The organism is Rhizobium sp. WYCCWR 11128, from assembly GCF_013416305.1.
Taxonomy (GTDB): Bacteria; Pseudomonadota; Alphaproteobacteria; order Rhizobiales; family Rhizobiaceae; genus Rhizobium; species Rhizobium indicum.
This window is the reverse complement of the sequence record NZ_JACCEZ010000012.1, coordinates 88,733-103,152: the sequence shown is the minus strand read 5'-3', so window position 1 is coordinate 103,152 and position 14,420 is coordinate 88,733. Positions and strand designations below refer to the sequence as shown.

Below are 14,420 nucleotides of genomic sequence, written 5' to 3'. Positions count from 1 at the left end.
TGAGCCACCACTTGACTCTGCCGGAAAGAATGTCAATTGGAGGCAAAACAGCCTCAAGGGGCGTATTCAGGGGCATGAGCCAGGGAACATGAGAATGACCATTGCTTTCACTTTTCCCGGTCAGGGCAGTCAGGCCGTCGGCATGGGCAAGGATCTCGCCGAGAATTTTGCCGAAGCCCGCGCCGTTTTCCAAGAGGTCGATGAGGCACTCGGTGAAAAGCTTTCGGACGTCATGTTCAACGGTCCCGAGGATACGTTGACCTTGACCGCGAACGCCCAGCCGGCGCTGATGGCCGTCTCGATCGCCGTCGTCCGCGTTCTCGAAGCCAAAGGGCTGGATCTGAAGTCCAAGGTCGCCTACGTCGCCGGCCACTCGCTCGGCGAATATTCGGCACTTTGCGCCGCCGGCACCTTTTCGCTCGCCGATACTGCACGGCTGTTGCGCATCCGCGGCAATGCCATGCAGGCCGCCGTCCCCGTCGGCGTCGGCGCCATGGCCGCGATCATCGGCCTCGAACATGCCGACGTCGTTGCCGTCTGTGAGGCAGCCGCTGCCGTCGGCGCCTGCCAGATCGCCAACGACAATGGTGGCGGCCAGATCGTCATCTCGGGTGAGAAGGCAGCTGTCGAAAAGGCGGCGGCCCTTGCGACCGACAAGGGCGCCAAGCGCGCCATTCTGCTGCCGGTCTCTGCTCCGTTCCATTCGACGCTGATGGCGCCCGCCGCCGACGCCATGCGCGAAGCGCTGGCAAAAGTCGCCAAGTCCGATCCTGTCGTGCCCGTCATCGCCAATGTCCGTGCCGCCCCGGTGACCGGCGCCGACGAGATCGCCAGCCTGCTGGTCGAGCAGGTGACCGGTCAGGTCCGCTGGCGCGAGACGGTGGAATGGTTCGCCGGAAATGGCGTGACAACGCTTTATGAACTCGGTTCCGGCAAGGTGCTGACCGGCCTTGCCCGCCGCATCGACAAGACGATCAACGGCATCTCCGTCAACGGTCCGGCGGATATCGACGCGGCCGTCGCCGCCCTCATGGCCTGATTGGTATCCCCGGACACCGGATTTGGTGTCCCTGTTATAAGGAACGTTTCCATGCTCGATCTTTCCGGCCGCAAGGCTCTCGTCACAGGCGCATCGGGCGGTATCGGCGAGGAAATCGCCCGCCTTCTTCATAAGCAGGGCGCCATCGTCGGCCTGCATGGCACCCGCGTCGAGAAGCTGGAAGCGCTGGCCGCCGATCTCGGCGAGCGCGTCAAGATCTTCCCGGCCAACCTCTCCGACCGCGATGAGGTCAAGGCGCTCGGCCAGAAGGCCGAGGCCGATCTTGAAGGCGTCGACATCCTCGTCAACAATGCCGGCATCACCCGCGACGGCCTGTTCGTGCGCATGAGCGACGAGGACTGGGACAGCGTCATCGAAGTGAATCTGACATCGACCTTCCGCCTGACGCGCGAATTGACGCATCCGATGATGCGCCGCCGCTATGGCCGCATCATCAACATCACCTCCGTCGTCGGCGTCACCGGCAATCCGGGGCAGGCCAATTACTGCGCCTCCAAGGCCGGCATGATCGGCTTCACCAAGTCCCTGGCGCAGGAAATTGCCACCCGCAACGTGACGGTCAATTGCGTGGCGCCCGGTTTCATCGAGAGCGCCATGACCGGCAAGCTGAACGACAAGCAGAAGGAAGCGATCATGGGGGCGATCCCGATGAAGCGCATGGGCACGGGTGGCGAGGTCGCTTCGGCGGTTGCTTACCTTGCGTCCTCCGAGGCTGCCTATATGACGGGCCAGACGCTGCACGTAAACGGCGGCATGGCGATGATCTGAAACGACAAACCGCTGGCATGGGAATAATTCCGCCAATAGCATGTTGAGCAATCACGAACCGTTGATTTTCTGGCTTTGCGGCAGACATAAAGCATGTTAAGCGGGCCATGACTGTGAACAGTCGTCCCGAGAAAGCAGACGGACCGGCGGGCTTTTTGCAAGCCTGGGACATCTCTGAAGCCGGGTAAACGAGTTTGCCGAGGATGTCTGAAAACATCGCAGGCTGAAACAGGGTAGGGGTGCCGCGATGGCATTCCGATCAGGACATAAGGTCGAGGAAACCGACATGAGCGATATCGCAGAACGCGTAAAGAAAATTGTTATTGATCATCTTGGCGTTGATGCCGACAAGGTCGTCGAGAGCGCCAGCTTTATCGACGATCTGGGCGCTGACTCGCTCGACACGGTCGAACTTGTCATGGCTTTCGAAGAAGAATTCGGCGTCGAAATTCCTGACGACGCTGCCGACTCGATCCTGACGGTCGGCGATGCAGTGAAGTTTATTGAGAAGGCCCAGGCCTGATCCTGTGAATTTGAGAAAGGGCGGGCCTGGAGTCCGCCCTTTTCTTTTCGGCATATTTCTCCATAGAACATAAGAGACGGGGGAAAGCACGCGATGAGACGTGTCGTCATCACTGGTACCGGCATGGTATCACCCTTGGGATGCGGAACCGAGGTGACGTGGTCCCGGCTGCTTGCCGGTCAGAACGGCGCCCGCCTCGTCACCGAATTCGAGGTCGACGACCTTCCCGCCAAAATCGCCTGCCGCATTCCTATCGGTGACGGCACCGACGGCACCTTCAATGTCGATCAGTGGATGGAGCCGAAGGAGCAGCGCAAGGTCGATCCCTTCATCATCTACGGCATGGCTGCCGCCGATATGGCGCTTGCCGATGCCGGCTGGCATCCTGAAACCGATGAAGACCAGATCGCCACCGGCGTGCTGATCGGCTCCGGCATCGGCGGCATCGAAGGCATCGTCGAGGCGGGTTACACCCTGCGCGACAAAGGCCCGCGCCGCATCTCCCCCTTCTTCATTCCCGGCCGCCTGATCAACCTCGTCTCCGGCCAGGTCTCGATCCGCCACAAGCTGCGCGGACCCAATCATTCGGTCGTCACCGCCTGCTCGACGGGTGCGCATGCGATCGGGGATGCTGCGCGCTTGATTGCGCTTGGTGATGCCGACGTCATGGTCGCCGGCGGCACGGAATCCCCCGTGAGCCGCATTTCGCTGGCAGGCTTTGCCGCCTGCAAGGCGCTGTCGACCCAGCACAACGACGATCCGCAAAAGGCGTCGCGCCCCTATGACCGCGACCGCGATGGCTTCGTCATGGGCGAAGGCGCCGGCATCGTCGTGCTCGAGGAACTGGAACACGCCAAGGCGCGCGGCGCCAGGATCTACGCCGAAATCGTCGGCTACGGCCTGTCGGGCGACGCCTATCACATCACCGCACCCTCCGAAGACGGCGAGGGCGCCGGCCGCTGCATGGCGATGGCGCTGAAGCGCGCCGGGCTGACGCCGGCCGATATCGACTACATCAATGCCCACGGTACCTCGACCATGGCCGACACGATTGAACTCGGCGCCGTCGAGCGGCTGGTCGGCAATGCGGCGTCGAAGATCTCCATGTCCTCGACCAAGTCGGCGACAGGACACCTTCTTGGTGCTGCAGGCGCGATCGAGGCGATCTTCACCACGCTCGCCATTCGCGACAATATCGCGCCGCCGACGCTCAATCTCGACAATCCCGAACGGGAGACGGCGATCGATCTTGTTCCGCACAAGGCGCGTGAGCGAGACATCAATGTGGCGCTGTCCAACTCGTTCGGGTTCGGCGGCACGAATGCATCGCTCGTACTGCGCCGTTACGCGCAATAAGAGTCCTGCAAGCGGTGTGACGGGTCTCCATTGCACCGCAAACCGGCCGTCTTCTACGTTGCGTAAGGGGGCGTGCGAAAGCATAACGACCGTCAGCGGCGTCGTTGAACGGCGGCAGAACCTGCTTTTGCCGCATTGCTTCGCGAAATAGCGAAGTGAGGGTCAAGTTTTAGAGGATTGCCGGTGAGCGATACGACGAACCAGAGCAACGATACCCAGGCGCAGAAGGGACCGATTATCCCGAAGTCGCCGAGCGAAGCCCTGCGTCCGGAGCGCGTTCCGGAGCCGCCGAAGCGGTCCAAGAAAGCCCGCGGCCAGGTCGTTCTTTTCCTGAACTTCATCATGACGATGGCGGTTCTGGTCTGCGTCGTCGCCGTCATCGGCTTCTACTACGCCACATCGACCTATCGGAACCCGGGTCCGCTACAGACCAACACCAATTTCATCGTCCGCAACGGCGCTGGTCTGACCGAAATCGCCTCGAACCTCGAGCGCAACGCGATCATCAGCGATGCCCGCATCTTCCGCTACCTCACGGCAACGCATCTTTCTGCCGGAGAGAGCCTGAAGGCGGGTGAATACGAGATCAAGGCGAGGGCCTCCATGAGGGATATCATGGAGCTGCTGAAATCGGGCAAGTCCATTCTCTATTCCGTTTCCTTCCCCGAGGGTCTGACGGTCCGCCAGATGTTTGACCGCATGCTGCAGGATACCGTGCTGGAGGGCGATTTGCCGGCGGCATTGCCGACCGAGGGCAGCCTGCGTCCGGATACCTACAAATTCTCGCGCGGCACCAAGCGCTCGGAAATCATCGAACAGATGGCGGCTGCGCAGCAGAAGCTCGTCGATCAGATCTGGGACAAGCGCGACTCCTCGCTGCCGCTGCGATCCAAGGAGGAGTTCGTGACACTCGCCTCGATCGTCGAAAAGGAAACCGGCGTTCCCGACGAGCGAGCCCATGTCGCCTCCGTTTTTCTGAACCGGCTCGGCAAGGGTATGCGCCTGCAGTCCGACCCAACGATCATCTACGGCCTCTTCGGCGGCGAGGGTAAACCGGCCGACCGGCCGATCTATCAGTCGGACCTGAAGCGGGACACACCTTACAACACCTATGTCATCAAGGGTCTGCCGCCGACGCCGATCGCCAATCCCGGCAAGGATGCGCTGGAAGCCGTCGCCAATCCCTGGAAGACGCAGGATCTCTATTTCGTTGCCGACGGCACCGGCGGCCATGTTTTCTCTGCGACGCTCGAGGAGCACAACGCCAACGTCAAGCGCTGGCGCAAGCTCGAAGCCGACAAGGGTTCGGACCCGAACATCGCAGTCGACGGCCAGCCGGAAGAGCAGCCGGCGGATAATGGCGCGACCGTCGCGCCGCCGAAGAAAAAGAAGATCAACTGAGACTTTCGGGAGGCTCGCATGGCTTTGCAGTCCATGACCGGTTTTGCGCGGCGCGAGGGAACGAGCGGCCGCTGGCGCTGGGCATGGGAACTGCGCTCGGTCAACGGCAAAGGTCTCGACCTGCGCCTGCGCCTGCCGCCCGGTCTCGAACGCATGGAGGCAGAGGTCCGCCGCCTCGCCGGCGAAAGCTTCAGCCGCGGCAACCTGCAGGCATCGCTATCCGTCAGCGCCGACGAGAACCGTTTCGAGGCGGTGCTGAACAAGGAGGCTCTTGCCGCCGTGCTGGCCATGCGCGAGCAGTTGGACGGTGTCATCGATCCGGCGCCGCTGAAGCTCGATACGCTGCTTCTGGTGCGCGGCATCGTCGAATTCCGCGAAAGCGAGGATGGCGAGGAGGCGCTTGCCGCCCGTGACGCCGATGTCGCTGCCGGCCTGCTGGCCGCGCTTGCCGATCTGAGAGCGATGCGCGAACAGGAAGGTTCGGCGCTGGCCCGCATTCTTCACGACCACGTCACGACGATCGAGGGACTGACACGGACGATCGAGGCCGATCCGTCGCGCTCGCCGCAGGAGATCGCCGCGCGGCTTGCCGCGCAGGTCGCCCTGTTGATGGACGGCATGGCCGCGCTCGACCGCGACAGGCTGCATGCCGAAGCCGCGCTGTTGGCGACCAAGGCGGATCTGCGCGAGGAAATCGATCGTCTGAAGGCTCATATCGCCGCAGCGCGCGATCTCCTGGTGAAAGGTGGCCCCGCCGGGCGCCGGCTGGACTTCCTTGCACAGGAATTTAACCGCGAATCGAATACCATCTGCTCGAAGTCGAATGCCTCGGCGGTCACCGCCGCCGGCATCGAGCTGAAAGTCGTGATCGACCAGTTCCGCGAGCAGGTCCAGAATTTGGAGTAAGACATGAAACCGGCGAAATCCTCGCCCGTGCAGATCGCCCGCCGCGGTCTGATGCTTGTCATCTCGTCGCCATCCGGCGCCGGCAAGTCCACCATCGCGCGCACGCTGCTGGAGACCGACAGGCAAATCGGCCTTTCCGTCAGCGTCACCACGCGCCAGCGCCGCCCGAGCGAAGTCGAGGATGTGCATTACCACTTCAAGAGTGTGCGCGAGTTCGAGCGGTTGCGCGATAGCGACGCGCTGCTCGAATGGGCCGAGGTGCATGGCAATTTCTACGGCACGCCGCGCGAGCCGGTCGAGCAGGCCATGGCCAAAGGCCGCGACATGCTCTTCGACATCGATTGGCAGGGCGCCCAGCAATTGCAGGAGAAGATGTCGGCCGATGTCGTCTCGATCTTCGTGCTGCCTCCGACCATGACCGAGCTGCAGTCGCGGCTGCACCGCCGTGCCGAGGATTCCGAGGAGGTCATCCAGACGCGCCTCGCCAACAGCCGCGCCGAGATCGCCCACTGGCGCGAATACGACTATGTCATCGTCAACGATGATCTCAACGCCGCCCTCGACGCCGTCCAGTCGATCGTCAAGGCCGAACGCCTGCGCCGCGACCGCCGCCATGGCATGTTCGATTTCGTCCGCGAACTTCTGGAAGAGACGCCGTCGCTTTAGCGCATAACTGTGCAGCGGTTTTGCGACTACGACATGCGCAAAAAAAGGATCTAAAGCGCGACGAGCGAATATGAAAGTTCGCGACGCGCTTTAGCGCATGTCCTGGGAAAGCCGCTTCGAACGTTGCTGGAATTGCCTAGAGGCTGTTTGCGAGAAGGCAGAATTCCTCGACGGACAAGGTTTCCGCCCGCCGCGCCGGATCGATCCCGGCCTTGACGAGCAGGCTCTCGCCGCCGAGCGGTTTCAGGCTTTGGCGGAGCATCTTGCGGCGCTGGCCGAAGGCCGCCTGCGTCACCTTTTCCAGGTTGGCGACGGCGCAGGGGATGGGGTTTTCGCGGGGTGTGAGATGCACGACCGTCGAAGTTACTTTCGGCGGAGGCGTGAAGGCTTGGGGCGGCACGTCGAAGGCCATGCGTGCCTCCGTCCGCCAGCCGCAGAGCACGCCGAGACGGCCGTAATGGTCGTCGTCTTCGTTGGCGACGATACGCTCGCCGACCTCTTTCTGAAACATCAGCGTCAGCGACTGCCAGAACGGCGGCCAGGCTTTCGGCAGCAGCCAGTTGACCAGCAACTGCGTGCCGACATTGTAGGGCAGGTTGGCAATGATCTTGATCGGGCCTTGCGGAGCCAATGTCTCGAAATCCGTCTTCAGCGCATCGCCTTCGATCACCTCCAGCTGGCCGGGATAATGATCGGCGATCTCGGCAAGCGCCGGCAGGCAGCGCGTATCCCGCTCGATGGCGATAACCTTCCTGGCGCCGAGCGCCAGGATCGCACGCGTCAGCCCGCCGGGGCCGGGGCCGACCTCGAAAACGGTCGCATCTTCGAGCGCTCCCGCCGTGCGGGCGATCTTCTGCGTGAGGTTGAGGTCGAGCAGGAAGTTCTGCCCGAGCGCCTTGCGTGCATCGAGGCCGTGACGCTGGATGACGTCGCGAAGCGGCGGCAGGCCATCGAGTGCTGCCATCAGCGGCGGCTTTCCACACTGCGGCCGAGCTGGGCGGCGAGCTTCAGCGCGGCAACGAGGCTGTGCTCGCGCGCCAGTCCCTTGCCGGCAATGCCGAAAGCGGTGCCGTGATCCGGCGAGGTGCGCACGAAGGGAAGCCCGAGCGTCACGTTGACGCTGTCGTCGAAACCAAGTGCCTTGGCCGGGATCAGCGCCTGATCGTGATACATGCAGACGGCGACGTCGTATCGCGCCCGCGCCTCGTCATGAAACATCGTATCGGCGGGCAGGGGGCCGATCGCATCGATGCCCTCGTCGCGCAGGCGCTCGATCGCCGGACGGATGACATCCTCGTCCTCCGTACCGATCGCCCCGCCTTCGCCTGCATGCGGGTTGAGGCCGGCAACGGCAAGCCGCGGCGCCTCGATGCCGAAGCGCTGCCTTAGATCTTCATGGGCGATCCTGCAGGTTTCCGTGATCAGGTCGCCCGTCAGCGCCTGCGGCACGTCGCGGACCGGAATATGGATGGTGACGGGAATGGCCCGGAGCTTCGGTCCAGACAGCATCATCACCGGTGTCACCGGCCGGCCGGTCGCCCTGACGGCGAGATCGGCGAGAAATTCGGTATGGCCAGGAAACCGGAAACCCGCCTCGTAAAGCACGGCCTTGGCGATCGGATTGGTAACGACTGCGAGCGCCTCGCCGTCAATGACAAGCGACACGGCTTTCTCGATCGACGCGATCGTGCCTTTCGCCGTTGCCGCATGCGGTTCACCGGCCACGACCTCGATACCGGCCGGTATGGTCATGACGGGCAGCGCATCGGCAAACATGCCGGCGGCCTTGCCGGCTTCATCGGTCTCGCGGATCGAGACCGTCAGATTGAGCTGGCGGGCTCTCAACGCCAGAACATCGGGGTCGCCGATCAGGAAGAAAGGCGGCAGCCCGAGTTCACGCCGCCGGAGCCAGGCCATCAGAGTAATATCCGGCCCGATGCCGGCGGGGTCGCCCTGGCTCAGCGCAAGCGGTCGCGAAAACGGTATCGCCATTGTCGGTCAGCGATAGGCGATCTGCGCCTTTTTGCGCAGTTCATCCAGATATTTCTTGCTGTTTTCGTTTTCTGGGCTGGCGTCCTTGCCGCCCTTGGACTTGTCGAGATCTTCCTGGCGGAAGACCATTTCGGCGGCCTGGTCGTCAGAAACCTGCCGCTGGCTGCAGATTGCCAGATATTCGACGCCCTTGTCTGTGACGCGGGTCCCCGTCGTGTTGCCCTTGGCCTGCTCGACCAGCGGCTTCCAATCCGGCGGGATCTCGGGGGCGAGCAGGCGGCCGAGATCGCGCACGGAAACGTCGCGCATCGTGGCAGCAAACACCTTTGCCTGATCGCAGCCCGGAAATTTGGAGCGCGACGCCTCGGCCTCGCCCTTACGCTTGCCGGTGATGGCGCCGCGCTTGGCTTGCGGAATGACGAAGATGATCTGCTGCAGCATATATTCAGTCGTCACCGGCTTCTGCTTGTTGTTCTGCATCATGCGCGAGACGAGATCATAGTTCGACAGCCGCGAGGTCGAGCCGTAGCGGGCGTTGACGACACGCGGCCAGCTCATCTGCACGGCGATGAAACCCTTGAAATGATCGACGCCGACGCCGGCGCGATCGAGGATCTGCGACATCTGCTCGGGGGAAAGCTTGTTGCCGCTCGAAAAGCGCGCGAAAGACGCATCGACGTCCTGCTGCGAAACCGACATACGGACGCGGGTGACTTCCTGCCGCTTGAGCGTCTCGTCGATCAATTGCTCCTGGGCGGTCTTGGCATCGGCCTTCGTATGCTGCAGGCGCAGGAAGGCCTGGCGCTTGGCGATATCGCCGCTGGTGATGGCAGTGCCGTTCACCACGGCCTTGACTTCACTGACCGCAAGCGCTGGACCGGCAAGGCCTGTCAGCAATGCAAGCGCTGCCCCGGCGAGGAACTTGGTTATGGCTTTTTTCGCGTCAATCATCTGTTGACCTCCCGATAGCGCCGCGAGACGTTGTTCGCGGCGTTCTTACCACAGTGCGAGACACGCTGAAATCGCTTCCATCACGGCGCGAAACCCCTATGCCTCAGATACCGACTGGCGGCAATGTCCTGCACAGGCTTACGGCGAAAGAATGGCTTCAGGCCATGTTTGCGCCGATCGCCCGTCATTCGAGGGTGTCGGAACCGATCTTGATGTCGCCGAGCGTGCGGAAGGTCAGCCGTGCGCCGATCGTCCAGTCGCTTCCTGACTCGTCGTCGGAATCTCTGCTGTCCGTATAGGCGATCGTGAAGATCGTGCATTCGTCGTCATAAGAGAGGCCGATCGTCCGCCGACTGATCACATCATTGTTCAGATCCCAGGCAATGCCGCCGAAAATCGACCAGTAATCCTTGAACTTGACGGTGCTGTTGGTCTGGATCTCGTCATTGTCCTCGGCGAAGCCATATTCCGGCTGGGCGCTGAGATGAGTGTAGGTCAGCTGTGTCGAGAAGGTGTCGTTCTGGTAGGCCGTCGTCAGGTCACCGCGGCGGAATTCGAAATCTTTTTCGTCGAGCCGGTAGGAAGCTGCGACGGAAACGCCGTACGGTGTTTCGACGCCGCCAAGGCCGACATAATCGGAGCGGTCGGTTTCAAGGCCCGAATCCGCGCCGACGTTGACGAGGTCATCGGTCGCAAACGAGTTCTGGCCGGCGATCTGATAGGATTGGCCGAAGATGCCGTGCAGCTTGTAACCGCTGTCGAATGTACCGGTGTACTGAACGCCGATATTGGCGCGAGTACCGCCTTCGACCCGGTCGTAGCCCGAGAACTTGTCGCGGTCGAACAGCGAGGTGGCGTCGAAGACGAAGCTTTGGGCATCCTCGTTCGGCAGGCGGCCTGCGAGCTGCTCGTCGGGGCGGGCATAGATCTGTGCGATCGGCTCGAGGATATGGGTGCTATTGTCAGTCGTCATCAAGATCGGATAACGCATCTCCAGCCCGGCTGTGAACATCGAGCGGGTGGCGGAATTGCCGTCGACGTAGTTGCCGGTGTAGCCGGTGGGGTCATCCATGTTCAGCGCGAAGGCATCGCCGCGCGCGGCCAGCAGCGGCGTGATCACCAGGCCGGTCGGCGTGACGTAGGTGCGCTTCCATTGCAGCTCGGCAGTCAGCCGCGAAGTCTGGCCTTTCAGACCGCGGAAACGGTCGAAGCCGTCGACGGTATAGAAGTCGTCATGTGTGCGCGAAATATTCGTCAGATTGACATCCGCCGAAAGCTCGCCGCCGGCAAGCGGTTGCGGCGCCACATAGTGATAGTCGAGCGACGGATAGACGATCGCCTGCTGCTTTTCAGCGGTATTCGTCCGATCGGCATCCTGGACGTCGAAATAGAACGCCCGCATGTCGAAATAATTGCGTTTCCCGAGCCCTGTCAGGTAGATCTGGTTGGTACGATCCGTACCGGTCAGGCCCCGCAGCTTATACGTTTTCGAGAAATTGTTGTCGCTCTGCGTCATGACGTCCCAGCCGAACGTCCAGCGCGGATTGATGCGGAAGTCAGCCTTGGAAGCCACCATGCCACGTTGCTCGGCTTCGGCATCGCTTGTGCCGGAGCTGAAGTTACCCGGTTTTGCCTGGTCGATGCCGGCGACGCGCAGAATATGCGTGCCATTTTCGAAGCGTTGGCGAAATTCACCTTCGATGAGGAAGCCCTGGGCAGTGTAGCCCGTGGCTGTGACCGTCGCGTCCATGCTCGGCGAGATCACATAGTAATAAGGAACGGAAAGACCGAAGCCGAGATTCTGCGACAGGCTCATCGTCGGAAACAGAAAGCCGGATTTGCGTTTCACCGTATTGTCGGGAACTTCGATGAACGGCAGGAAGGCGATCGGATGGCCGAGCAGCTCGAAGCGCGCTCTCTCCAGACGGATCGTATGCGTCTCGCCGTTCTGGATCACCCGCTGGGCTTTGACCTGCCAGAAAGGGGCGCGCTTCGGATCTTCGGCGCAGGGAAGGCAGGCCGTGTAGACGCCCTTGTTGAGAATCATCATCGTGCCGCCGACGCGCTCGCCGCTTTCGGCAACGATACGCGTGTTGTCGGCGGTCTCGATGCGCAGCGAGTTCAGGAACCCGTCGGCAAAATTGTCGGTCACGTCAAGGTCGTCGGCATAGATGCGGTTGCCGTCGGGGCTGACGAGCTCGACATTGCCGAGCGCCATCATCCGGCCGGTCTTCTGATTGTACTCGACCTTCTGCGCGACCATTTTATAGCCGCCATAGTTGATCTGCACGCCGCCGACCGCCGACACCAGGTCGGCGTCACGGTTATAGACGAGTTCATTGGCCGAAAGCAGGAGCTTGGCCCCTTCGGGAATATTCTTCTCTATATTTTGTTCGGGCGCGCTGGCCTGGCCGAAAGAGGCCGGGGCGCTGCCGAAATAGGAACATAAAGCCGCACCGACAAGCAGGGCAACCAACTGTTTACTAAAATACTTGCGGTCGCCTGCCGCCACTAGCCGTCCTCCTGATGAAGCAGAATAGTCGCACCCAAAGCCAGCGCGACGACCACCGGTATCCACGTCGCCACGAAGGGGGGCACGACTCCACTGCTTCCGAATGCCTTTACAAGCACGGTGATGACATAAAGCATGAAGCCCGAAAGGATGCCACCCAGAATCACGGAGCGGGATTGGTTGAACCGGCTAAATTTTAGGGACACTGTTGCGGCTATGAAAGTCATGGCCACCAGCAGCAATGGCTGGGACAACAGGGAGTTGAATTGCGTCTCCAGCGCCTTGGTCGAGATGCCGAAGGATTTGGCCGCCGCAATCCGGTTAGAAAGGTCAAAGAAACCAATTGTTTCCGGCGCTGTCAGCCGCTCCTGGACGAAGTCCTGTTTCAGATTGGTGCGAAGTTGAACCGAAGCTTTACGCACGGGGATTTCGCCAGGCTTGCGCTCGACAACGGTGTTAAGTTGCCAGTAACCATCTTCCAATTTTGCAGTGGCGGCGTCCTGTCTCAGAATGACCTGACCGCTTGAATCGAAATGGATCAGCACCGCGTCGATCAGCTTGGTTCCGTTCTCCTGGACCGTCTGGGCGCCGATGATGACATCGTCCCGGCCACTGATCTGGCGCAGCCACGGAATCTGCGGCGCCTTGCGCAGAACCGCGTTCTCGCCGCGCCAGTCGGATTCGACCAGCAGTGCCTGGCGCTGTCCCCAGGCGGCAAGCGGGTTCAGCGCCGCCATCGTCAGCAGGCCGAGCGCCAGCGAGCCGGCGATGAAGGGGAACATGAACTGCCAGACCGAAATGCCGGCGGCGCGCGTGACGACGAGTTCATATTTGCGGTTGAGGCCGATCAGCACCGTCATGCCGACGAACAGCGCGATGAACGGCACCGTCTGCTGCAGGATGAGCGGCAGGCGCACCGCGGTCATCAGGACGCCGCCGCCGATCGTGTAGCCGGGAAGGCCGGACATGCGGCCCGCCGTCTCGCTGAAATCGAGGAGGAAAGAAATCGCCGAGACGCCGATCAGGAACCAGCCCGTCGTCACCAGATAGCGGCGAAAGAAATAACGCGACAATGTCCCGAACATCATTGGGCAGTGCCCCCGCCGGTCCTGCCGGTTGCGGCAAGCAGCCTTTCCTGCATCCGCCTCCAGAAAGACGAAATCCGGTCGCGGATGAACGAAGGCATGACCAGTCGTTTGTGCAGGCCGAGGAAGACGATCGAGATGATGCTGCTGACGATCGGGATGGCGTAGAGGACGGCGATATATTCAGGATCGGTATCGATCTGATTGGCCGCGTAGAAGGCCGCCCATCGCATCGCGAAGGCATAGGCGAGAGCGCTCACCATCGGATGCAGCCGCGCTTCGCGGTGTGAGCGCGCATCGCCGGCGATCGCCAGTGAAAACAGGGCAAAGACGACAGGCAGGATCCAGTCGGTCAGCCGCCGATGCAGTTCGGCGCGGTAGCTTTGCGGCCGGATCGTATAGTCCTTGTCGGCCGGATCCGGATTGAACAGGAACCACAGGTCACGGTCGCTGGCGCGCAGCGTCGCCTGACCGCGATTCTCCGTCATGTCCGAGAGGTCGAAGGAATAGGAATCGAAATTGATGACCGAGACGTTGCCGTCGGGCGTTTTGCGGTGCACTTCGCCTTGATGCATGATCAGCGTCGTGCCCGTGTCGTCGACAGCGCCTTCCTTCGCATAGTAGATCAGTTCGTAGGCCGGGTCGCGCTCGTCGGCGACGAAAAGGCCCTTCAGCATGCGGCCCGCCATCCGCTGTGAGATCTGTACATAGAGGCCTTCATCGAGTTTCCGGAAGGTCTTTTCCTCGATGACCGAAGAGAGGAGGTCAGCATAGGTCTCGGCGATCATCTGGCGCACGACGGTCTTTGCGCGCGGCTCGACGACGTTGTCGACGAAGAAGGAAAAGACGCTGATGACGGCGGCAAGCAGCAGGATCGGGCGGATCAGCACGCTGCGCCGCGCCCCGGCCGCATCGATGACGGTGAGCTCGGAATCATTGTTCATCGTCGTCAGCGTCTGGGTGATCGCGATAACGAGAGCGAAGGGCAGCACGACAGGAATGATCGACGGCAGAATCATCGTCGCCAGCTTGGCGAACGAGCCGATCGACTGGCCGCTGTCGGTGACCAGATTGATGCGCTGCAGAACCTGAGTCGTCCAAATGATCGCCAGAACGGGCAGGAGCGCCACGAGAAACATCTGGCCGACGCGCCGTAATATGTATGTCTCGAGTAGTTTCATGCCTGCCCTTGAAAGCACC

13 protein-coding genes are annotated in these 14,420 nt (G+C 61.7%); 7 read left to right on the top strand and 6 right to left on the bottom strand.

What is annotated here, in order from left to right; genetic code table 11:
- The first annotated feature begins 94 nt into the window (after nt 1-94).
- From fabD to gmk, 7 genes are all read left to right on the top strand, one after another.
- Entirely contained in the window at nt 95-1,039 is a 945-nt protein-coding gene (fabD, locus tag HX898_RS27935) for an ACP S-malonyltransferase (protein WP_180196373.1), read from the top strand.
- 51 nt (nt 1,040-1,090) lie between these two features.
- Nucleotides 1,091-1,828, top strand: coding sequence for a 3-oxoacyl-[acyl-carrier-protein] reductase (gene fabG, locus HX898_RS27930; protein WP_164023022.1), 738 nt, complete (start codon nt 1,091-1,093; stop codon nt 1,826-1,828).
- A 286-nt stretch (nt 1,829-2,114) separates the two neighbouring features.
- Nucleotides 2,115-2,351 carry an acyl carrier protein gene (locus tag HX898_RS27925; protein WP_003547058.1) on the top strand — a complete coding sequence of 79 codons (237 nt, stop codon included), beginning with the start codon at nt 2,115-2,117 and terminating at the stop codon, nt 2,349-2,351.
- 93 nt (nt 2,352-2,444) lie between these two features.
- Entirely contained in the window at nt 2,445-3,707 is a 1,263-nt protein-coding gene (gene fabF / locus HX898_RS27920; RefSeq protein ID WP_062942139.1) for a beta-ketoacyl-ACP synthase II, read from the top strand.
- Between the two features lie 183 nt (nt 3,708-3,890).
- On the top strand, nt 3,891-5,108 hold the full coding sequence (mltG, locus tag HX898_RS27915) for an endolytic transglycosylase MltG (protein WP_180196372.1): 1,218 nt from the start codon (nt 3,891-3,893) through the stop codon (nt 5,106-5,108).
- Nucleotides 5,109-5,126: 18 nt separating this feature from the next.
- Complete coding sequence (locus HX898_RS27910) at nt 5,127-6,014, top strand: YicC/YloC family endoribonuclease (RefSeq protein ID WP_180196371.1); 888 nt, start codon at nt 5,127-5,129, stop codon at nt 6,012-6,014.
- Between the two features lie 3 nt (nt 6,015-6,017).
- Nucleotides 6,018-6,680, top strand: coding sequence for a guanylate kinase (gene gmk, locus HX898_RS27905; RefSeq protein ID WP_180196370.1), 663 nt, complete (start codon nt 6,018-6,020; stop codon nt 6,678-6,680).
- 136 nt (nt 6,681-6,816) lie between these two features.
- On the opposite strand, the gene rsmA is transcribed toward gmk, so the two are convergent.
- From rsmA to lptF, 6 genes are all read right to left on the bottom strand, one after another.
- Nucleotides 6,817-7,644, bottom strand: coding sequence for a 16S rRNA (adenine(1518)-N(6)/adenine(1519)-N(6))-dimethyltransferase RsmA (gene rsmA, locus HX898_RS27900; RefSeq protein WP_180196369.1), 828 nt, complete (start codon nt 7,642-7,644; stop codon nt 6,817-6,819).
- Nucleotides 7,644-8,672, bottom strand: coding sequence for a 4-hydroxythreonine-4-phosphate dehydrogenase PdxA (gene pdxA / locus HX898_RS27895; RefSeq protein WP_138387630.1), 1,029 nt, complete (start codon nt 8,670-8,672; stop codon nt 7,644-7,646). Before pdxA ends, rsmA begins: the two co-directional genes overlap by 1 nt.
- A 6-nt stretch (nt 8,673-8,678) precedes the next feature.
- The gene (locus HX898_RS27890; RefSeq protein ID WP_180196368.1) at nt 8,679-9,623 is read right to left on the bottom strand and encodes a peptidylprolyl isomerase; all 945 of its coding nucleotides are present in this window, start codon (nt 9,621-9,623) and stop codon (nt 8,679-8,681) included.
- Between the two features lie 184 nt (nt 9,624-9,807).
- Nucleotides 9,808-12,135, bottom strand: a complete 2,328-nt coding sequence (locus HX898_RS27885) for an LPS-assembly protein LptD (protein WP_180196367.1) — start codon at nt 12,133-12,135, stop codon at nt 9,808-9,810.
- Nucleotides 12,135-13,223 carry an LPS export ABC transporter permease LptG gene (gene lptG, locus HX898_RS27880; protein WP_011651253.1) on the bottom strand — a complete coding sequence of 363 codons (1,089 nt, stop codon included), beginning with the start codon at nt 13,221-13,223 and terminating at the stop codon, nt 12,135-12,137. The genes HX898_RS27885 and lptG overlap by 1 nt, the downstream gene beginning before the upstream one ends.
- Nucleotides 13,220-14,401 carry an LPS export ABC transporter permease LptF gene (lptF, locus tag HX898_RS27875; protein WP_138328360.1) on the bottom strand — a complete coding sequence of 394 codons (1,182 nt, stop codon included), beginning with the start codon at nt 14,399-14,401 and terminating at the stop codon, nt 13,220-13,222. Before lptF ends, lptG begins: the two co-directional genes overlap by 4 nt.
- Between the last annotated feature and the right edge of the window lie 19 nt (nt 14,402-14,420).

What these genes read in the sequence shown, in the direction of transcription:
- fabD (WP_180196373.1), top strand. Translation starts at nt 95, where the DNA reads ATGACCATTGCTTTCACTTTTCCCGGTCAGGGCAGTCAGGCCGTCGGC.
- fabG (WP_164023022.1), top strand. Translation starts at nt 1,091, where the DNA reads ATGCTCGATCTTTCCGGCCGCAAGGCTCTCGTCACAGGCGCATCGGGC.
- HX898_RS27925 (WP_003547058.1), top strand. Translation starts at nt 2,115, where the DNA reads ATGAGCGATATCGCAGAACGCGTAAAGAAAATTGTTATTGATCATCTT.
- fabF (WP_062942139.1), top strand. Translation starts at nt 2,445, where the DNA reads ATGAGACGTGTCGTCATCACTGGTACCGGCATGGTATCACCCTTGGGA.
- HX898_RS27910 (WP_180196371.1), top strand. Translation starts at nt 5,127, where the DNA reads ATGGCTTTGCAGTCCATGACCGGTTTTGCGCGGCGCGAGGGAACGAGC.
- gmk (WP_180196370.1), top strand. Translation starts at nt 6,018, where the DNA reads ATGAAACCGGCGAAATCCTCGCCCGTGCAGATCGCCCGCCGCGGTCTG.
- rsmA (WP_180196369.1), bottom strand. Translation starts at nt 7,644, where the DNA reads ATGGCAGCACTCGATGGCCTGCCGCCGCTTCGCGACGTCATCCAGCGT.
- pdxA (WP_138387630.1), bottom strand. Translation starts at nt 8,672, where the DNA reads ATGGCGATACCGTTTTCGCGACCGCTTGCGCTGAGCCAGGGCGACCCC.
- HX898_RS27890 (WP_180196368.1), bottom strand. Translation starts at nt 9,623, where the DNA reads ATGATTGACGCGAAAAAAGCCATAACCAAGTTCCTCGCCGGGGCAGCG.
- lptG (WP_011651253.1), bottom strand. Translation starts at nt 13,223, where the DNA reads ATGATGTTCGGGACATTGTCGCGTTATTTCTTTCGCCGCTATCTGGTG.
- lptF (WP_138328360.1), bottom strand. Translation starts at nt 14,401, where the DNA reads ATGAAACTACTCGAGACATACATATTACGGCGCGTCGGCCAGATGTTT.